This is a genomic window from Veillonella seminalis, assembly GCF_003992065.1.
Lineage (GTDB): Bacteria > Bacillota > Negativicutes > Veillonellales > Veillonellaceae > Veillonella_A > Veillonella_A seminalis.
The window spans coordinates 45,286-63,837 of the sequence record NZ_RQUZ01000006.1; the positions used below are offsets into that span (position 1 = coordinate 45,286).

General features: G+C 41.5%; 19 protein-coding genes. 12 read left to right on the forward strand and 7 right to left on the reverse strand.

Features of this window, described 5'->3' with window-relative positions; genetic code table 11:
• The first annotated feature begins 160 nt into the window (after positions 1–160).
• Both nrdD and nrdG read left to right on the forward strand, forming a co-directional pair.
• Complete coding sequence (gene nrdD, locus EO126_RS05105; protein ID WP_127007832.1) at positions 161–2,311, forward strand: anaerobic ribonucleoside-triphosphate reductase; 2,151 nt, start codon at positions 161–163, stop codon at positions 2,309–2,311.
• Positions 2,312–2,439: 128 nt separating this feature from the next.
• Complete coding sequence (gene nrdG / locus EO126_RS05110; RefSeq protein WP_006554993.1) at positions 2,440–2,937, forward strand: anaerobic ribonucleoside-triphosphate reductase activating protein; 498 nt, start codon at positions 2,440–2,442, stop codon at positions 2,935–2,937.
• A gap of 106 nt (positions 2,938–3,043) precedes the next feature.
• On the opposite strand, the gene EO126_RS05115 is transcribed toward nrdG, so the two are convergent.
• The 3 genes from EO126_RS05115 to EO126_RS05125 form a co-directional block, all read right to left on the reverse strand.
• Complete coding sequence (locus EO126_RS05115; RefSeq protein ID WP_006554992.1) at positions 3,044–3,592, reverse strand: gamma carbonic anhydrase family protein; 549 nt, start codon at positions 3,590–3,592, stop codon at positions 3,044–3,046.
• An 83-nt stretch (positions 3,593–3,675) separates the two neighbouring features.
• Positions 3,676–4,617, reverse strand: a complete 942-nt coding sequence (locus EO126_RS05120; protein ID WP_127007834.1) for a nitronate monooxygenase — start codon at positions 4,615–4,617, stop codon at positions 3,676–3,678.
• 156 nt (positions 4,618–4,773) lie between these two features.
• Entirely contained in the window at positions 4,774–5,733 is a 960-nt protein-coding gene (locus tag EO126_RS05125) for an Abi family protein (protein ID WP_127007836.1), read from the reverse strand.
• Positions 5,734–6,416: 683 nt separating this feature from the next.
• Here EO126_RS05125 and EO126_RS05130 point away from each other — a divergent pair.
• The 4 genes from EO126_RS05130 to EO126_RS05145 all read left to right on the forward strand — a co-directional run bounded on the left by EO126_RS05130 (position 6,417) and on the right by EO126_RS05145 (position 8,980).
• Positions 6,417–6,551 carry a rubredoxin gene (locus EO126_RS05130; RefSeq protein WP_006554990.1) on the forward strand — a complete coding sequence of 45 codons (135 nt, stop codon included), beginning with the start codon at positions 6,417–6,419 and terminating at the stop codon, positions 6,549–6,551.
• Between the two features lie 251 nt (positions 6,552–6,802).
• Positions 6,803–7,321, forward strand: a complete 519-nt coding sequence (locus tag EO126_RS05135; RefSeq protein WP_127007838.1) for a YceD family protein — start codon at positions 6,803–6,805, stop codon at positions 7,319–7,321.
• Between the two features lie 37 nt (positions 7,322–7,358).
• Positions 7,359–7,541, forward strand: a complete 183-nt coding sequence (gene rpmF / locus EO126_RS05140) for a 50S ribosomal protein L32 (protein WP_006554988.1) — start codon at positions 7,359–7,361, stop codon at positions 7,539–7,541.
• 302 nt (positions 7,542–7,843) lie between these two features.
• Positions 7,844–8,980 (forward strand): acyl-CoA dehydrogenase family protein, encoded by a 1,137-nt coding sequence (locus EO126_RS05145; RefSeq protein WP_127007840.1) that lies wholly within the window; start codon positions 7,844–7,846, stop codon positions 8,978–8,980.
• A gap of 163 nt (positions 8,981–9,143) precedes the next feature.
• On the opposite strand, the gene EO126_RS05150 is transcribed toward EO126_RS05145, so the two are convergent.
• The 3 genes from EO126_RS05150 to EO126_RS05160 form a co-directional block, all read right to left on the reverse strand.
• Positions 9,144–9,713 (reverse strand): DNA glycosylase, encoded by a 570-nt coding sequence (locus EO126_RS05150; protein ID WP_127007911.1) that lies wholly within the window; start codon positions 9,711–9,713, stop codon positions 9,144–9,146.
• A gap of 166 nt (positions 9,714–9,879) precedes the next feature.
• The gene (locus EO126_RS05155) at positions 9,880–10,707 is read right to left on the reverse strand and encodes an alpha/beta hydrolase (protein WP_127007842.1); all 828 of its coding nucleotides are present in this window, start codon (positions 10,705–10,707) and stop codon (positions 9,880–9,882) included.
• An 88-nt stretch (positions 10,708–10,795) separates the two neighbouring features.
• The gene (locus EO126_RS05160) at positions 10,796–11,326 is read right to left on the reverse strand and encodes a phenolic acid decarboxylase (RefSeq protein ID WP_192496427.1); all 531 of its coding nucleotides are present in this window, start codon (positions 11,324–11,326) and stop codon (positions 10,796–10,798) included.
• 212 nt (positions 11,327–11,538) lie between these two features.
• Here EO126_RS05160 and EO126_RS05165 point away from each other — a divergent pair, with 212 nt between their 5' ends.
• A complete protein-coding gene (locus EO126_RS05165; RefSeq protein ID WP_127007846.1) occupies positions 11,539–12,087 on the forward strand; it encodes a PadR family transcriptional regulator in 549 nt (182 codons plus the stop codon).
• A 74-nt stretch (positions 12,088–12,161) separates the two neighbouring features.
• On the opposite strand, the gene EO126_RS05170 is transcribed toward EO126_RS05165, so the two are convergent.
• Positions 12,162–13,802: a DUF438 domain-containing protein gene (locus tag EO126_RS05170; protein WP_127007848.1), complete on the reverse strand. Its 1,641-nt coding sequence runs from the start codon at positions 13,800–13,802 to the stop codon at positions 12,162–12,164.
• Positions 13,803–14,060: 258 nt separating this feature from the next.
• Between EO126_RS05170 and fapR the strand changes: the two genes are divergently transcribed.
• From fapR to fabD, 5 genes are read left to right on the forward strand one after another with little or no spacing between them, the layout of a single operon-like run.
• Positions 14,061–14,621, forward strand: coding sequence for a transcription factor FapR (gene fapR, locus EO126_RS05175; RefSeq protein ID WP_006554981.1), 561 nt, complete (start codon positions 14,061–14,063; stop codon positions 14,619–14,621).
• Positions 14,622–14,625: 4 nt separating this feature from the next.
• Positions 14,626–15,654, forward strand: a complete 1,029-nt coding sequence (plsX, locus tag EO126_RS05180) for a phosphate acyltransferase PlsX (RefSeq protein ID WP_127007850.1) — start codon at positions 14,626–14,628, stop codon at positions 15,652–15,654.
• The gene (locus tag EO126_RS05185) at positions 15,638–16,633 is read left to right on the forward strand and encodes a beta-ketoacyl-ACP synthase III (protein ID WP_006554979.1); all 996 of its coding nucleotides are present in this window, start codon (positions 15,638–15,640) and stop codon (positions 16,631–16,633) included. The genes plsX and EO126_RS05185 overlap by 17 nt, the downstream gene beginning before the upstream one ends.
• A 15-nt stretch (positions 16,634–16,648) precedes the next feature.
• Positions 16,649–17,593 carry an enoyl-[acyl-carrier-protein] reductase FabK gene (gene fabK, locus EO126_RS05190; RefSeq protein ID WP_006554978.1) on the forward strand — a complete coding sequence of 315 codons (945 nt, stop codon included), beginning with the start codon at positions 16,649–16,651 and terminating at the stop codon, positions 17,591–17,593.
• Between the two features lie 17 nt (positions 17,594–17,610).
• Complete coding sequence (fabD, locus tag EO126_RS05195) at positions 17,611–18,552, forward strand: ACP S-malonyltransferase (protein WP_127007852.1); 942 nt, start codon at positions 17,611–17,613, stop codon at positions 18,550–18,552.

Genomic DNA, 18,552 nt, shown 5'->3' on the forward strand with positions numbered 1-18,552 from the left:
AAGACGAAAGCAACTGGTGACTGTATGGTGCCGGTTGCTTCCATTTATAGGTAAGTACAGGGGTATTTAACTATATGACCGGATGGTCATTGCTTATTTGTCAATATCTTTTTTTAGTTTACATACTATATTTAGTAGTATCTGTTAGGGAGGCTTTACCGTGTTGGAGGTAATTAAGCGCGATGGTCATAAAGTACCATTCGACAAAACGAAAATCGTAATAGCTATCGAAAAAGCTATGAATAGCAGTACCGGTTTGTACGAAGAAGGCATGGCGGATCGTATCGCTGATGAAATCGAAGAGTATGCCCATAAAATCGGTAAAACATTGACGATTTATGCCATTGAAGATCAGGTATATTACAAATTATTGGAATACCACAATCCTGCTACAGCTCGTGCCTATGAAAATTACAAAGCTGTTCAAGCTTTTAAGCGTAAAGAAAATACCACCGACAAAGATGTATTTGGCTTATTGGATCGCAGTAACACTGCTTTGCTCGATGAAAACTCCAACAAAGATGCAGCTATCGTATCCACTCAGCGTGACTTGATTGCCGGCGAAGTGAGCAAAGATATTGCCCGTCGTAAATTGATTCCGGCCGATATCGTACAAGCTCATGACAGCGGCGCTATCCATTTTCATGACATGGACTATATTATTCAACCGATGTTTAACTGTTGTTTGATTAATTTGGAGGATATGCTCAACAACGGCACCGTTATTAACGGCAAAAAGATTGATACACCTAAGTCCTTCCAGGTTGCTTGTACCGTAACAACTCAGATTATTGCACAGGTTGCGTCCGGTCAATACGGCGGCCAGAGTATTAACGGTATTGATCGTATTTTGGCACCGTTCGTACGTAAATCCTATGAAAAGCTGTTAGCTAATGTTTTGGAAGAACAGGTTGAAATCTACGGCATGAAACCGAATATGGAAAAAGCCCGAGAAATCGCTTGGAAACGTACACGCAAAGAAGTTAAAGACGGTATTCAGACGATTCAGTATCAAATTAATACTTTAATGACTACGAACGGTCAGGCTCCGTTTGTAACCTTGTTTATGCATTTTGACCCTAACAGTGAATATGCCAAAGAAGCAGCGCTTATTGACGAAGAAATTTTGAAACAGCGTATTGTAGGCGTTAAAAACGAAGCCAATGTGTATATTACACCGGCTTTCCCTAAATTGATTTATGTATTGGATGAACATAATATTCATCCGGATGCGCCATATTATTATTTGACTGAATTGGCTGCTAAATGTACGGCTAAACGCATGTATCCGGACTATATTTCCGCTAAGAAAATGAAGGAAATCTACGAAGGTAATGTATTCAGTCCGATGGGTTGCCGTGCCTTCTTGTCCCCTTGGAAAAATGAAAAAGGCGAGTATGTATTCGACGGTCGTTTTAACATGGGTGTTGTAAGCCTTAACTTACCGCAGATCGGTATCTTGGCTCGACACAGTGAAAAACGTTTTTTCGAAATCTTGGATAAACGTTTAAAATTGGTTGAAAAAGCATTGTTATTGCGTTATGAATTATTGAAGAACGTAACCAGTGATGTTTCACCAATCCATTGGCAGCATGGTGCAATTGCCCGTCTGAAAAAAGGTGAATCCATTGCGAAATTCCTTAAAGGCGGCTATGCTACGATTTCCATGGGCTACATCGGTATGTACGAAGCGACTAAGCTTATTACCGGCGAATCCAATACAGGTGAAAAAGGCCGTGTATTTGCCATGAAAGTTATGGATCGTTTGAATGAAGCCATTGAAACATGGAAGAAACGTCATAACATGGGTTTTGCCTTATACGGTACACCGGCTGAAAGCTTGACGAATCGCTTCAGCTCCTTGGACCGTGCCCGTTTCGGTGAAATCGAAGATATTACCGATAAAGGGTACTACACTAACAGCTATCACGTAAATGTACGTGAAGAAATCAATGTGTTCGACAAATTCTCCTTTGAATCGGAATTCCAGAAAAAATCGACCGGCGGTTGTATTTCCTATGCGGAAATTCCTAATATGACCAATAATATTCCGGCCGTATTGACTATGATTAAATACATTTACGATAATATTTCCTATGCGGAATTTAATACGAAATCCGATTACTGCCATGTTTGCGGTTTTGACGGTGAAATTAAAGTTAATGATGACAATCAATGGGAATGCCCACGTTGTCATAATACGGATCGTGATAAATTAACAGTTATTCGCCGTACTTGCGGGTATTTAGGTGAAAACTTCTGGAACGAAGGACGTACTAAAGAAATTAAAGACCGAGTAATGCATATTTAACACTCAAAAACAGGTCATGATTTCATGGCCTGTTTTTTATTTAGCATAGAGTTTTAATTAGATAAGAATGAGTAATTAGGTGGTACCACCATTCTTTGAATATAGTTAGGTAGAGGAGGCGAGCCGTAATGAATTATGGACAAATTCGCAAATTAGATATTGCCAATGGATCCGGTATCCGTACGTCTATTTTTGTTACCGGTTGCACACATAAATGTTTCAATTGTTTTAACGAAGAATATCAGGATCCGACAGCGGGAAAACCTTGGACCGATAAGGAAACAGCAGAAGTATTGTCTTATGTAAGTGATCCTAATGTGGCCGGGTTAACTTTACTCGGTGGGGAACCGTTCCAAAACGTAGACGGTTTATTACCGGTGGTGAGAAAGGTGCGTGAAACAGTGCCTGAGAAGGATATTTGGGCGTATTCCGGTTATACTTGGGATGAACTTACGGCTTGTCCTTCCAAACGCCAATTATTGGAACAATGCGATATTTTGGTGGACGGTAAATTTGTCGATGCTTTGCGTGACCCGAGCTTGCGTTTCAGAGGCTCAAAGAATCAGCGGATTATCGATGTGAAAAAAAGTTTGGCTAAGGGCGAAGTTGTTATTGCCATGGACTGATAAAAAATAAAAGAGGCGATGGACTCAGTTGTTAGCTGAGTTCATCGCCTCTTTTATTTTATGGTTTTTTAGTTTTGACGGTTGCTTCGTTAAGGGACGTGTCGTATTAAACGATTTTAGCACCTTTTTTATATTGTTCGCCGCCTGCATCAGGTAATAAACCATAGCGTTCAGTCCAAAGGTTTTTGTATTTTAAAGCTTGGTTGTGAATGCGTTCTACCTGAGATTCATCGGTACGAACTACTTTTGCCGGTACACCGACAACGAGAGAGTAAGGTGGGATAGTGGTGTTTTCCAACACAACTGCGCCGGCTGCAATGATGGAACCGGTACCGATGTGACAACCGCTGAGTACGATGGCACCCATGCCGACGAGGACATTGTCTTCCAAGGTGGAAGCGTGAACAATGGCCCCGTGACCGATAGTCACGAAATCGCCCAATACGCAGGCTTTGTCGTCATCTACATGAAGTACGGAGTTGTCCTGTACATTGGTGTAACGACCTACGATAATTTTATTAACGTCACCGCGAGCAGCTACGTTTTGCCATAAGGAGGCATATTCTTTAAGCTCTACATCGCCGGCTATTTCAGCACCGGGCATGAGGCAACTTTTTGGATCTAATTTTGGGTATTTTCCGTTAAAAGGTAACATAGTAAAACTCCTTTGTTAAATAAGACATGGCCTCGGAACAATGAAAGGGTTCGTTGAGGCCATGGTAAGGTTAATACTAAAGCTTAAGCAAAACGCTGTGCTTTTTTAATCGCTTCTTTAGCTTCGGCAATTACGGATTCAACGATTACTTTAGCCGGTTCAACTTTAGTCAAGCGGTTTAAGCTTTGCCCGCATTGTACGGCACCGTTTACGATGTCGCCTTCAACAGCCGCTTTGCGGTTGGTGCCGATGGACATAGTCGTTAATTGATCTTTTGGAGCACAGCTGAATTCAGCTTCCAAGTATTTCTGAGTAAATTCATTTTTCAAAGAACGTACGCCGCCGTGACCGCTGGTTAAGCCGGTAACCGCAGAGTCAGTGTCGGTTGCATTGATGATGGCATCTTTACAGTTCTGATGCATCTGGCATTCTTCGGCCAAGATGAAGCGGGAACCCATTTGCACGCCTTCGGCACCCATAGTTAAGGCAGCTGCGAGGGCACGACCGTCAGCGATACCGCCGGCGATAATTACCGGAATGTCGATTTCAGGCAATACGTTTTCCATAAGAGCCATAGTAGTCTGAGTACCGATATGACCGCCTGCTTCCTGACCTTCGATGATGATGGCATCAGCACCGGCAGAAGCAACGCGTTTAGCAAGTTTTACACTTGGTACAACCGGAATAACTTTGATACCCGCTGCATGCATCGGTTGGATGAAAGGAACCGGATTGCCCGCACCCAAAGTAACGAAAGCCGGTTTTTCTTCTTTAATAACGGCTACGATTTCATCGATGTTTTTAGCCATTAACATAAGGTTAACGCCGAAAGGTTTGTCGGTTAATTTCTTAGTGGCACGGATTTCGTCACGTACCCAGTCAGCTTCACGACCGCCGGTCGCAATAACGCCGGTTGCACCTGCATTAGCTACGGCAGCTGCTAAGATATGTTCAGATGTCCAAGCCATGGCGCCTTGGATAATCGGATATTCGATGCCAAGAAGTTCAGTCAATTTTGTTTTCATATTCTACCTCCCGTGATTTGTAGATTGTTATTATAAAAAGTTATGATTTATTTCAATAAAAGAAGTAACTGAAAATTACTTTTATTTCCACTAATAATTATAAAGGAATTTAGTGAAAAAGTCTATAAATAGAGATATGTAGAAATAGGTTATAGTTTAATATGTTATTTTCTTCGTATTTTTATGCCAATCATTCGGAAATCCTAATTTACATAGTATATCGTTTCCTGTAATTGTTTTCAAAGCGTTATCCAAATTAGTTATTCTTTTTAGTAGTTTATTGTGTAGCGTACCGTATTCCACTTGGTTTAAGAAACATTGAAGCGAGAGAATTACAGAATATACTGTAGATCTAGGTGTTTCTTTATTTATCTGGTATTTGGAATGTAGGGGATTCCAAAATTTGCTATCTCGCCTACATTTAAAATCTAATAAACGGTTATTGTGAGCACATATATTACGGACATCGTTTATGTTTTCTATAAAGCTCATCATAGTTTCAGGAGGGAAAATTTCTGTGGTATTTATATTTACCTTAATAAAAGATGACAAATCTCTGGCAACTGAATTTTGTAGTGAGGTAGTTGAATTAATAAGCATGTATTTTAAGTCTCCAAATTCTAGGTGACCTGCTAATACCCAAATAGGAACATCATTATGCTTTTTTATATAGTGAGCTATACTATTATTTCCAAATTTTTCTTTTTTAGAAATTAATTTGCCTAGATTTGAAATGTTCTGAACAATATTTAATCTTTTTTTCTGATCAGCACAGTCATAACAATTAATATCTAAATAAGCATATGGCTTATTTTGATAAAGCTCGGCAAATCTGTATGAAAAAATGGATTTTAAATGAGTTTCAGCATCTATAATTGCCTGAAAAATTGCTTGCTTTATTTCTCTTTCGAATGTATAAAGTTTGGAAATTTCTTTGAAATTTGGATTATTAATGTAGTTATCGCCATCATGGGGAAAATAATTTCCATAGCCATTAATGATGTTATAATAATTCTGAGTTAATAGAAATGCTTTAGCTTCTTCGATACTATCAATTGCTAAATTTCTTTTTTGCAGTAATTCAATTTGTTCATCAATAGTTTTAAATTCTTTCAAAAAGAAAAGCCTCCTCCATATAATGGAGAAGGCTATATCTCGCACCGTTCCCCGTAGAGATAACGGCACTCACTTTTCTATCCCCATTATAGATAATATATACAATAAAGTCAATAAATCTTGAAAAATAATACAATGGATTAAGTGAAAAGAAGAAACATCATGAAACATCATGAAACAATATGAAACATTTGGCAAAGTTATTCACTCTCTGAAATTTACGAATAAATATACAGAGCAAAGATTGAAAAGATATGATTGTATTTTGATAAAAAACTTATGCCTGATATAGTGGTATGAGTTTTAGTGTTTTATATATTCATGACTATTATAGCATAATTTAATTGAAATTCTGTTTTATTCATATTGTTTTAAGTTTTATAATAAAATTATCATTGGCCAATTAGCCTCATATAAATTTGATCATATAACTATTTTCAGGGGATAAATAGGCTTAGCAAATTTATGGCAAAACGATACGAAAAAAATACCAAAAATAATAATAAGATTAGACTGTACTTTGTAAGGTGTTTTTCATGACAGAGTGGTCGAAAGGCTGATAAAATAAGGCTTAGCAAGGTTTTAATAAATTTTGAAAAAAGATATTGAACATAATCGATATTTATGATACACTTAGGTTGTAGATACAAGTGTCTATTCTAAGATGAAAGGAGGAACAAGTGATGGAAAAATACGTATGCGTAGTATGCGGTTGGGTTTATGACGAAGCCGTTGAAGGTGTAAAATTTGAAGATCAACCTGATGATTATGTTTGCCCAATCTGTGGTGTTGGTAAAGATCAATTCGAAAAAATGTAATTGATTGACATCTGAATCAGAAATAAAAAATATAAAGCCTCCTTGCAAAAGGGGGCTTTTCTCATCATTTTAAACCGACCTTTAACGGCGTAGAGGGCCTGTTACGGGCGGGTATTTGCTTATCTTAACTCTTTATCGTGGGACACGAATCAGACAAGGCTCGTTTTTCTTAGAAAAATACGGCAAAAATGTAGATAACAATTTGACAAAGACATGTTAGATAGCTATAATATTATAGTCGAGGTAAAATTATGAAACTGCAAGTAGAGCAAGCAAAAGAACACATAGGAAAATCGTTTCCTTTTCAATTTACTGAATCGGCTACAGTGCTGGGGGATGTAACTGCTTTTCCTTGGAGCCGTCATGATATAACCATTAGTGGTGATTTTCGTTACGATGGACAGGATTTCATCGTAGAAGGAACCATAACAACCAATGGTGATTACGAATGTACACGTTGCTTGACGGAAGTAGCGTATTCGCAGACTACACCATTCAATGAAACCTATGGCGTCCTTAAAGAATGGGACGATGTTGAGGAAGCCGAGGTTGTTCCTTTTGATGGTGAGACCATTGATTTAACGGATCTCATTCGGGATACATTAATCATCAATGAGCCATCTCAAGTGTTATGTCAGGATGATTGCAAAGGATTGTGCGTTCATTGCGGAGCAAATAAAAATGTTTCACCTTGTTCTTGTGAATCCTTTGTAGTGGATCCTCGATTGGCAGTGTTACGTACACTGCTCGATGAAAAAGATGATGATTAATTAAAGTCCCAGTGATTATGTTAAGGAGGTGCAGATAATGGCAGTACCAAAGCGTAGATTATCCAAATGTCGTCGCGACCGTCGTCGTGCGAACTGGAAATTAACTGTTCCAGGTTTTGTAGCTTGTCCGCAATGCCACGAACCTATGATGCCTCATCGGGTTTGCCCTACATGCGGTCATTATAAAGGAACTCAGGTTGTTAACAACATCGCTGAATAAGACCTGCTGAGCTGGTGAATAGCTCTTATCAAAGCGCGGTTATCTATAGAGATAACCGCGCTTTTGTCATTTCTAACCTGTAGACGGTGCTATACATTTATGTTATAGTAACAGTGAAATGTCTTGATAAAAATATTCTGTTTATGTTAATTGTATTAATGTTGATATTGGCAGCAATATTTGAATAACAGCGGCTTGGAAATGTGGAATGAAACGAAATCTTAACTATATATGGCTGTTTGTATGAGCATTAGGCTCTACTGATTATTAGGTTTTGTGAGAAGAAGCATAAGGAGGTTATTATGCATCCGTTAACAGCAACACAAAAAGCTTGGCAGGAAAAAGTAAATGCATTTTGTCGTGAGTTTGTGGAACCTACCGTAATTGAACGGGATCAAGCGCAAATTTTCGACCGTCAATTGGTCGATAAAGTAATGGCTTTAGGTATACCGCAAATTGCATGGCCTAAAGAATATGGCGGGTTAGGCGAAGATTATATCAGCTATATGGTGGCTCTTAAAGAGCTGGCCAAATTTGATGACGGACTCGCTATTACTTTGTCCGTTTGCATGGGTTTATGTTGTGAACCGTTGGTTCGCTTCGGCACCGATGAACAAAAAGAAAAGTTTTTAAAACCTTTGGTTGCCGGTAAGATTTTGGGCTCCTTTGCGTTGACTGAAAAAGAAGCCGGCACCGATGCATCCGGTGTGCAGACTATGGCTGTAAAAGAAGGGGACTTCTATGTCCTTAACGGTCAAAAAACATATATTACCAATTCCGGTGAAGCCGGTATGTATATCGTGTTTGCCAAAACAGATCCGGAAGCCGGTGCGAAAGGTATTTCCGCCTTTATCGTAACGCCTGATATGGACGGCTTTACGGTTGAAAAACGAGATCCTATGATGGGGCTTCATACGTCCACTTGTTCCGGACTTAGCTTTAAAGATGTAAAAGCACCGGCCGCTAATTTATTGGGCAATGAAGGTGAAGGTTACAAGATTGCCATGTATGCTCTTGACAGCAGTCGTATCGGTGTAGCGGCTCAAGCTACGGGGCTTGCGGAAGCAGCTTTAGCGCATGCAATTGCTTATACGAAAGAACGTGTGCAGTTCGGTAAACCACTCAGTAAGTTCCAGAATACGCAGTTCCAATTAGCCGATATGGCGATTAAAGTGGAAGCGGCTAATTTAATGCTTCATAATGCCGGCCGGGATAAAGCAGAAGGCAGACCGTATACGATTTCGGCTTCGATGGCTAAAAAATTCTGCAGTGATATGGCTATGGAAGTGACAACGAAAGCTGTTCAGCTTTTCGGCGGTTACGGCTTCTGTGAAGACTACCCGGTAGCTCGTTTGATGCGCAATGCTAAAGTTACGCAGATTTACGAAGGTACCAATGAAGCGCAACAAATGGTTGTGGGCGGCTCGTTGTTGCGTTAATAGTCAATATAATAGTCGATATATAAGTTAAATATAGTATATATATCGGGCAAAATATGGTGTAAAAACGAAAAGAGCGGAGAAATCTGCTCTTTTTTAATTGCTATTATGTAGTTGAATAGTTTTTATTGCTGACATTCAAAGTAATACTAATCGACGAAGCTTATTTTAATACGCCGATTTGTCGGAAAAAGCCTTCATACGCAGCCGCTTTTTTAGCCAAACTTAACGGATAAGCTCGTGAAGTAGATGGCAACCGTGTTAGTGTTACTGTGCGTGTGCCAAAGGTGACGGTTATGGTTTCACCTGTTTTAGGAAGTTTTACTTTTTCCGGTAATAAACTGAGCAATACTTCGGTCGCTTTGCCACCGGTAGTACCTATATGTTGACAGTTCGGTAATTTTGCCAAGACATCTTCGATGGGGACCGGCTTTACTACTTTTAAAAACGCATCCGATGCATTGCCGTGCTCGCGAATGGCTTGCCATACAGTAGGGCAGGAAGCGATGCCGGTTTCAGACAAAAAGGCTTTTATTTTATCGGAGTCAAAGGCTTTTTCTTCGCCCTTACGGAAATGGTCGGAATCGTTGAAGAAAATTATGCCGTAAACACGCCACATGTCGTTTTGAAAATTAGGATAGTGAAACTGCATGGCCCGTTTGTCGGCGGCAGGAGGGAAAGTACCCATCATCATAACTGTCGCATTGGCCGGCAATAATGGGGGAAAGGGCATGCTTTCTACAGCCGGGGCTGTGCCCGTTGTTTCCGCAGTATTAACTTTATTTTTATCGGTAGTTTGATTAATTTTTTTAGTAGGCATAATAAAACAACTCCTTTTATATGACTGTCTATAATTAAGTATAGCACAGCCGATAGAAGGAGTTGTTGCATTTAACACATTATTTATTGCTCTGTGGAGCGTTCAATTTGTCTGCAATCCATTTTATCATGGTTTCATTAACTAATTGACCTTGGTTGCCGTGAGGTGCTTCGGAGTTGGAAACAAAAAGGTTTTCCACGCCATTGGCAATTAAAGCGTCACGCAAGCGATAGCTTTGAGCAATCGGTACGAGTGTATCACGGCCGCCGTGAGCAATAAACATTGGTGGCGTTTTTGGTGTTACCTGATATACCGGGCTGCCTTGTAAAGCCAATTCTACATAAGACCAGTTGGGCGACTGCGTATTATGTGTTTCGTAGAGTTTACGTAAGACGCCGACCCCTTGGCCCGGTTTATCGAAGCCTAAGAGGATAGATTCGTTGGCATCGGGTGCATCATGCGTTTTAGCGGCATCGGTTGCCGATTGTAAAGATGTACTCATTTCAGGAGCCATCGTCAATAAATCGGTAGGGCCGTAATAATCGACAACAGCAGATACCGCACTGGAGTATTGAGTGTTACCGCCAACTGTGCCTTCATAAGCAGGATTGCTGTTGGTAGTAGCCAAAAGAAGAGCTAAATGAGCACCTGCCGAGGTTCCGCTCACAGCAATACGATTGGGATCAATGCCGTATTCCTTGGCATGAGCCCGGATAAAACGTACGGCGCCTTTTACATCATAGATTTGAGCCGGATAGGCGGCTTCGGAATTTAAGCGATAGTCGATGGAAACTAACGTGATTCCGTGACGAACGACTTGTTTAAATACTTCTAAGGATGAACGGTTATCGTTAGCCATGAGTTGGCCTGTAGTATTGCCATAGGTCTTGGCCGGAAGACTAGCCATTGAGGCAAGTGTATTACCTTTTCGAACGTAAAATGGTATTAAGTATATCGCAAAAAGTCTATGTGATTATATTTTACTATAATTCGGATTACTTTTTAATACGTTTATATTCACTGTCAAAATAACGACCTTCACGAATGTCGTCGGTCATGCCTTTATAAGGGGCTTCGGCGATGACTTCCTCGTTGTTTTGACCGGCTTTGCCCATGTAGGTAATGGTGGCGAACTCAGGAACCAATAATTTAGGATAGGTGGCGTATTTTTCACGCGATTCACGCATTAAATCCAAGTGTTCATTTTGGTAACAAACGGTAATTTCCGGATGTTCTTCAACCCAACGTGGGAAGAAGATGGTGCCGTGCATAATTTTTTCGTTAGGCATGAAGTCGAGGGCAACATCGGTGCCGGTAGGTTCGGTCCAGGTGACTTTGAAAACACCGTCCGTTAATTTAACGATATTGGCCGGTTGATCGGTTACCCAATGTCCGGCCACCATGCCGCCGTGGATGCGATAATCGACTGTGTGGTCGTTTTTGGCATACCATTCATATTCCCAACCGTTGTCATAGGTGTAAATAAAGTGAGTGCCTAAAAAATCATCTAATTCTTTGAATTCCATAGTAATGACCTCCTAAATATTAACGTGTTATTAAGTGACTGATTGATGTTTTAATATTAAAATAATGACATGTAAATAAATACATGTTTATTTACACTTAGTATGTTATACTTATGAATAGGAAAAGTCAAGCGATTGTTATGGAGTGACAGTTTTATAATTAAAAAACTGCGAATCTGATAAGTAAAGAACTGTTGAAAGAGGTGAGTTGTATGGCTCAAAAGAATACATTGCGCTATGTAATTTTGGGTTTGTTGTCAAAAGAGCCTATGGCCGGCTATGATATAAAAAAAGCGTTTGAGGGAGAAATCGGTGATTTTTGGTATTCCAATCACAGTCAGATTTATCCGGAGCTTAATCGGATGGAACAAGAAGGCCTTATAAGCGGTCATGAAGAGATTGTAGGAAGTAAGTTGACGAAGAAAAAATACAGTATTACCGATTCCGGGACGGTTATATTTGGTGAATGGCTGTCAGAGTCATTGAATGCGTTGCCGCCTACACGCGACGAGTTTGCCATGAAGGTATACTTTATGGATTCGGCAGATCATCCTTTATTGGTGACTTTATTTGAGGAAGAAATTGTGCGGCATGAAGAAAAGTTGGCGTATTTAGAAGCTCGTTGGCAGGCCTTGTTCGCCCATGGGGATTCGCAGCAGCATCATTTTGGTCATGCCCTGATTTTGGAACGGGCCATTCATCGTGAAAAAGATCATTTGGCGTGGTTACACGAGGCATATAAACGATTGCCGGTAAAATAAAAGAAGGAGTTCACAGCCCTTATGAGCTGTGAGCTCCTTCTTTTTATGAGTAATTTAATTTAGGTTTTAAAGTTTTAAAGGTTGGCTTCAATGTATTGTGCAATCGCTTTTATTAAATCGGCTTGGTTCATACCGGATCGGTCGGACGCTTTGGCAATGGTTGCTTTTTTAGCCATAATTTTGCCGAAGGCGGTGTTGAGCATAGCGAAATTACTGTTGATCTTCGGCATGTGCTGACGTAAACCCGGCACCCGATCGAAGAGGTCAAACAGTTTGGTATCGCCGGTGATGGTGATGCCTTTAACCGTAATGGTATCATTGTTAGCGGCGGTTGTAGCTTTTTTTTCGGTTGCAGTTTCTTGAACTGTTGCCACAGCTTCTGTTTCACCGGTTGCATCAGCAGCAGATGTGCTTGCATTACCGTGAACTTCATCATCCCAAGTAAGTAGTGTACGGGAATCTTCGAGGCTGCGAATACGGGTGCAGTCCTGCATCATTTCGAGTACGCCTTTGAAGTTGCCTTGTTCATCACGTACGGCGGTGTAGAGGATGTAGATGAACGCTTCTGGTTTGTTGATCCAGAATTCGGCTTTATCCTGTTCACCGGAACGGAATTTTTCAATAATTTCTTCAACCAAGTGAACGCTTTTGGCCGGATGGCAGTTGCGTACTTCGCGGCCTATGACATTGGCGCTGCGAGGGAAGATTCGGTGTTTGGTATCGCTGTAGAATTTAACGAGTTCGTTTTCGTCTACATAGGATAAATCTACCGGCATGTGTTTGAAAAGTAAATTGATGCGTTCCAAGGATAATTTGCCGGTTGCCACATCGAGTTCTGTTTCGGCAGATGGGGCGGTTGCTACATTGTATTTGCCCAATAAAGCAGCAAGCTCAGACATAAAGTTCTGTTCGCCGGCCGGTGAATTCAAATCCGTTTTGGTACTGTTGATACCGTTCGTGTTTGTTGTTGCATTGCCATAGAATGGCGGCGGTGTAATAAGGGCAAAGCCGATTTCGTGGTCACCATGGCTCATGTGACTGAATTCATTATCGCTTACCAGTTTATACGCTGTAGGTAAGAGTACTTCTTGTTCTTTGTCGGCCAAGTCGCGGAAAGCATCCGCCATTATAGGTTGCAAGGCTAAGAATTCGGCTTGTTTGCCAGCTTCTAAAAGACGACGGCTTTCACTGATTAAACCACGCACCTTATCGTCAAAGGTCCACATAATTTGGGTAGGACGGTCGAAACCGTATTTTTCAAGGGCAGGATAGAGCTGATTTTGTTTACGGGACAAGTGACGGGACCATTGTGCCAATTTGTCGTAAATTCCGAGCCAAGGGTTTTTAATGAAATGAGGCGCTTTTAATAAAGCGTCTACTTCGTCAATAACAGCGAGGCCGGCTTTAATTTCTTCCATGTACACCCAAAGCGGATGATTTTCGGGATAGGTATTTTCGGCACGAATGAGGATGTCGTCGAATAATTCCAAAAGTTCGTCCATGCGGTGGGTGATTTCTTCGTCCGTATAGGAACCTTTTAATTGTTGTTCGCCATAAGCAAATTCGTCCGGTGTGCAAGTGCCGATATGATCTTTCAGAAGGGCACGGGCTTCTTTTAAACTTAATTGACGGCTTAAGTAGCCGTCTTTGATTTCTATCATTTTTTCGAGGCGTGTGTTGTTATTGAGGCCCAAAGCTGTTTTCATGGTTGTCATAATTTTTCTCCTTTTTTCTATGGCTTATAATAGTTATAATATATATTGAGGGATACTTAATATTAATATATTGAGTATCGGTTGAGTTATGCTCATGTTTTTATTATAATCAAGTTGAAAATAGTTTTCAGTAGCCAAGGCTACATATTCGCTTTTGTTTGGCAAATTTTATAGGCTCATAATTTTTACTTGCATTATTAGCCATTGTGACATATAATTGTAACGAAGTATTATTACTTGGTCATAAAAGGTGGTACCATGAGTCGGATAAAAAAACAAGAGCGACAGCAGTTATTGCAACAAAAACTGAATACTACGCCCTTCGTTACTGATGAAGAGTTGGCCATCTATTTTAATGTCAGTGTGCCGACGATTCGTTTGGATCGATTGGAACTGGGCATTCCTGAATTGCGGGAACGCATCAAATCCCGTGTAGACGGACTGACACCAAGTGGCAATAATCACAGCCATATTGAAGTGGTTGGTGAACTGATAGACCTCACTGCCGGTGAACAAGGTCTGAGTATATTGCGGACGACGGATGATATGACTGATTCCAGCGGTTATGTTGAGCCTCAGTATTTATATGCACAGGCTGATTCATTAGCTAAAGCGGTATTGGGCATTCCGGCTTCATTGGCCGGGGTCGGCAATATAAAGTATAAGAATCCAGTTAAAGCAGATTGTAATTTGGTAGCCAAAGCCTCCGTTATGAGACAACGAGGCGAGAAGTATTTTATCTGGGTTACCATCAAAGATAAAGTAAAGGAAGTCTTTCGGGCGAAATTCATAATGGAGCCCATTCAGAATAGGGTGTAAGTATATGAAAATTGCATTAGATGCTATGGGTGGTGATTTTGCACCGTTTGAAATTGTTCGAGGTGCAATTGATGCGGTTAAAGCTTTTCCGAATATCGAAGTTGTATTGGTAGGTGACGAAGCAAGAATTCGTGACGTATTAGTTGATTTCGGTCAGGAAAACAATCCGCAACTTATTATTCATCATGCCAGTGAAGTAATTGAAATGAATGAACATCCCGGCACGGCTGTGCGCAAGAAGAAAGACGCATCGGTTATTGTCGCTACGCGGTTGGTTAAACAAAAAGTTTGCGATGCCGTCATTGCGCCGGGCAGTACCGGGGCAGCCGTAGCGGCAGCCTTATTCGGCTTGGGGCGTATCAAGGGGATTGACAGACCTATGATTGCCACGCCGATTCCTACACCACAGGGTGTTACCGTTATGCTTGATTCGGGAGCTAACGCGAACTGCAAGCCGAAACATATGGTGCAGGGGGCCATTATGGGTTCCGAATATGCACGTCTTATGTTCGGCAAAGAAAATCCTACCGTCGGTTTATTGAATATCGGCGAAGAATCTACTAAGGGTAATGAATTGTGTTTGAGTACCTATCCGTTGTTGGAACAATTGAAAACCATCCCTTTCAAAGGCAATGTGGAAGGCCGTGATATTCCAAAAGGCACGGTGGATGTTGTTGTGTGTGACGGTTTTACGGGTAATGTAGTTCTTAAATTGGCGGAAGGCCTTGTAGGGGTCATGACCCAACTTGTTAAGGAAGGCATCAAAGAAGGCGGCATTATGGCCAAACTGGGTGCATTCCTGATTTATCCCGTGTTCAAGAAGATTCGTAAACGTCTTGATCATACGGAAAACGGCGGCGCACCGCTACTCGGCGTGAACGGCGTATTTTTAATCTCGCACGGCAGCTCTAAAGCTAAAGAGATTTTAACGGCTATTAAAATTGCCGGCGAGCTGGTTGATCGTAAAATTATTGAAAACATTCAACACAGTATAGAAGAAGAAGGAGCTATTAAATATGACGATGTGGACTAAACCGGTAGGTATCATCGGTACCGGAAGTTTTGTACCGGAGAATATCGTAACCAACGCTGATTTGGAAAAAATCGTAGACACGAATGACCAATGGATTCGTGAACGCACCGGCATTGAAGAACGCAGAGTTGCACCGGAAGGCATGAATGCTTCCGACATGGCAACCGAAGCGGCTAAACGTGCCATGGAGGCAGCCGGCTTGACGGCGGAAGATATTGATTGTATCATTGTAGCGACTTTAACCGGTGATATGTCAGTTCCTTCTACCGCCTGTTTGGTACAAGCTAATTTGGGAGCTACCAAAGCGGCAGCTTTTGATTTAGGAGCAGCTTGCTCCGGCTTTGTATACGGGTTGATTACGGCAGGCAGTTATGTGAATAATCAATTCTTTAAAAATGTCCTTGTAATCGGCGTAGAAGTTATGTCCCGCGTTCTTAACTGGAAGGACCGCAGTACTTGCATCTTATTCGGCGATGGTGCCGGAGCTGCCGTAGTATCATCGGTACCTGAAGGCTATGGTATGTTGGGCATGGACATGGGTGCCAACGGCGCCGGCGGTATGGCAATTTGCATTCCGTCCAGCGGCACGGCTATGGTGCCTAACGATAAACGTATCGAAGAAGGCTTGACTTTTGTTCACATGGACGGCGCTGAAGTATATAAATTTGCTGTCAAAATCATGGGACGTACCGTGCTTAATGCATTAGAAAAAGCCGGTTTGAAATTAGAAGATTTAGATCGTTTCATTCCTCATCAAGCCAATACACGGATTATCGATTCCGCAGCACACCGGTTAAAAATGCCGGCAGATAAAGTGTTTGTTAATTTGCCTAAATATGGCAATACATCAGCCGCTTCTGTAGCAATTGCTTTAGATGAAGCAGTAAGATCCGGCTTTGTAGAACGAGATCATACAGTCGCCTTTGCCGGCTTCGGAGCCGGGCTGACTTGGGCCGGCTTGGTAATGAAATGGTACTAAGGAGGAACAACCATCATGATTAAGACTGATATTTGTGATTTGTTAGGGATTGAGTATCCTATATTCCAAGGTGGTATGGCTTGGCTTGGTACCGCTGAACTTGCTGCGGCGGTGTCTGAAGGAGGCGGTCTCGGTATTATCGGTGCCGGACATATGCCACCGGATGTTTTCCGTAATGAAATTCATAAATTAAAAGAACGTACAAATAAACCTTTCGGCTGTAACATTATGTTAATGTCGCCGTTTGTTAAAGAAGTTATGCAAGTTGTTTTGGAAGAACGTGTTCCGGTAATTACAACCGGTGCGGGGAATCCGAGTACATACGTGCCTGCATTAAAAGAAATCGGCACTAAAGTTATTCCTGTAGTAGCTTCCGTATTGCTTGCCAAACGTTTATTGCGCGGCGGTATTGATGCGGTTGTTGCGGAAGGTACCGAATCCGGCGGTCACGTAGGGGAAATCACAACTATGTGTTTAATTCCTCAGATTGCTGACGCAGTAAACGTACCGGTTATTGCTGCCGGCGGTATTGCTGACGGTCGCGGTGCGGCTGCTGCGTTCGCTTTGGGCGCCAGTGCGGTACAGATGGGCACTCGCTTCGTATTATCCGAAGAATGTATTGCTCATGCTAACTATAAAGAAGCCGTATTAAAGGCAAAAGACCGTTCCACCGTTATGACAGGTCTTACGACAGGTCATCCGGTTCGTATTTTAGAAAACTTATTATCCCATCAGTACCAGGAATTGGAATTCAGCGGTGCTCCTAAAGAAGAATTGGAAGCTTTGGGTGCCGGTGCACTTCGCAAAGCGGCTATTGAAGGGGACGTTAAAAACGGTTCCGTTATGATTGGGCAGATTTCCGGTATGTTACAAGATGTAAAACCTTGTGCTCAGATCATTCGCGATATTATGGCCGAAACTGAAACTGTAATCGGCGGCTTACAAAAAATCATTAAATAATACAGGAGGCGTTACTAGTGAAAACAGCATTTGTATTTCCTGGCCAAGGTTCTCAAAAAGTAGGTATGCTTCAAGATTTATATAATGCCTATGACATTGTAAAACAGCGTTTTGCGGAAGCTGATGAAGCATTGGGTTACTCCATTACAAAGCTTTGCTTTGAAGGTCCCGATACCGAATTGGTAAAAACAGCTAATACGCAACCGGCTATTTTAACAGCCAGCGTAGCTTGTTATGAAGTATTGAAAGAAAAGGGCTTTACTCCTGATATCGTAGGCGGTCACAGCTTGGGCGAATACAGTGCTTTGGTGGCAGCCGGCGTACTTGATTTTAAAGATGCTGTTTACCTCGTTCATAAACGCGGTGAATTCATGCAGGATGCTGTGCCATTGGGCGAAGGTGCCATGGCGGCTATCTTGGCTTTGCCTCGTGAAGAAGTTGTGGCTATTTGTGAAAAAATCGACAAAGAAGTAGGTTCTGTTCAGGCCGTTAACTTTAACTGTCCGGGACAAATCGTTATTGCCGGGGCTAAAGCTGCTGTTGAAAAAGCTGCTGAAGAAATGAAAGCAGCCGGTGCAAAACGTGCCGTTATGTTACCTGTAAGTGCTCCGTTCCACAGTCGTTTGATGGAACCGGCCGCCGCTCGTTTGAAAGACGAATTGGATAAAGTAACTGTTAATGATGCTAAGATCCCTGTAGTAGTAAACGTAACCGGTGAAATTTTGACCGAAGCGGATGCTATTAAAAAATCTTTGGTTGTTCAAGCAGCTCATCCTGTTCTTTGGGAAGATTGCGTAGCTACAATGATTAATTATGGCGTAGGCAATTTCGTAGAAGTCGGTCCGGGCAAAGTTTTGACCGGTTTTACCAAAAAAATTAACAAAGACATGCAATTGGCTAATGTGGAAGATGTAGATTCCTTAGGGAAAAGTCTTGAATTTTTAGAAGGGGTTCGATAA

Coding starts and splice junctions, on each gene's coding strand:
- fabK (WP_006554978.1), top strand. CDS start 16,649: ATGATTAAGACTGATATTTGTGATTTGTTAGGGATTGAGTATCCTATA.
- EO126_RS05165 (WP_127007846.1), top strand. CDS start 11,539: ATGGCTCAAAAGAATACATTGCGCTATGTAATTTTGGGTTTGTTGTCA.
- EO126_RS05135 (WP_127007838.1), top strand. CDS start 6,803: ATGAAACTGCAAGTAGAGCAAGCAAAAGAACACATAGGAAAATCGTTT.
- EO126_RS05120 (WP_127007834.1), bottom strand. CDS start 4,617: ATGAAAACAAAATTGACTGAACTTCTTGGCATCGAATATCCGATTATC.
- EO126_RS05130 (WP_006554990.1), top strand. CDS start 6,417: ATGGAAAAATACGTATGCGTAGTATGCGGTTGGGTTTATGACGAAGCC.
- EO126_RS05145 (WP_127007840.1), top strand. CDS start 7,844: ATGCATCCGTTAACAGCAACACAAAAAGCTTGGCAGGAAAAAGTAAAT.
- EO126_RS05155 (WP_127007842.1), bottom strand. CDS start 10,707: ATGGCTAGTCTTCCGGCCAAGACCTATGGCAATACTACAGGCCAACTC.
- EO126_RS05170 (WP_127007848.1), bottom strand. CDS start 13,802: ATGACAACCATGAAAACAGCTTTGGGCCTCAATAACAACACACGCCTC.
- EO126_RS05115 (WP_006554992.1), bottom strand. CDS start 3,592: ATGTTACCTTTTAACGGAAAATACCCAAAATTAGATCCAAAAAGTTGC.
- nrdG (WP_006554993.1), top strand. CDS start 2,440: ATGAATTATGGACAAATTCGCAAATTAGATATTGCCAATGGATCCGGT.
- EO126_RS05160 (WP_192496427.1), bottom strand. CDS start 11,326: ATGGAATTCAAAGAATTAGATGATTTTTTAGGCACTCACTTTATTTAC.
- plsX (WP_127007850.1), top strand. CDS start 14,626: ATGAAAATTGCATTAGATGCTATGGGTGGTGATTTTGCACCGTTTGAA.
- fapR (WP_006554981.1), top strand. CDS start 14,061: ATGAGTCGGATAAAAAAACAAGAGCGACAGCAGTTATTGCAACAAAAA.
- EO126_RS05185 (WP_006554979.1), top strand. CDS start 15,638: ATGACGATGTGGACTAAACCGGTAGGTATCATCGGTACCGGAAGTTTT.
- EO126_RS05150 (WP_127007911.1), bottom strand. CDS start 9,713: ATGCCCTTTCCCCCATTATTGCCGGCCAATGCGACAGTTATGATGATG.
- rpmF (WP_006554988.1), top strand. CDS start 7,359: ATGGCAGTACCAAAGCGTAGATTATCCAAATGTCGTCGCGACCGTCGT.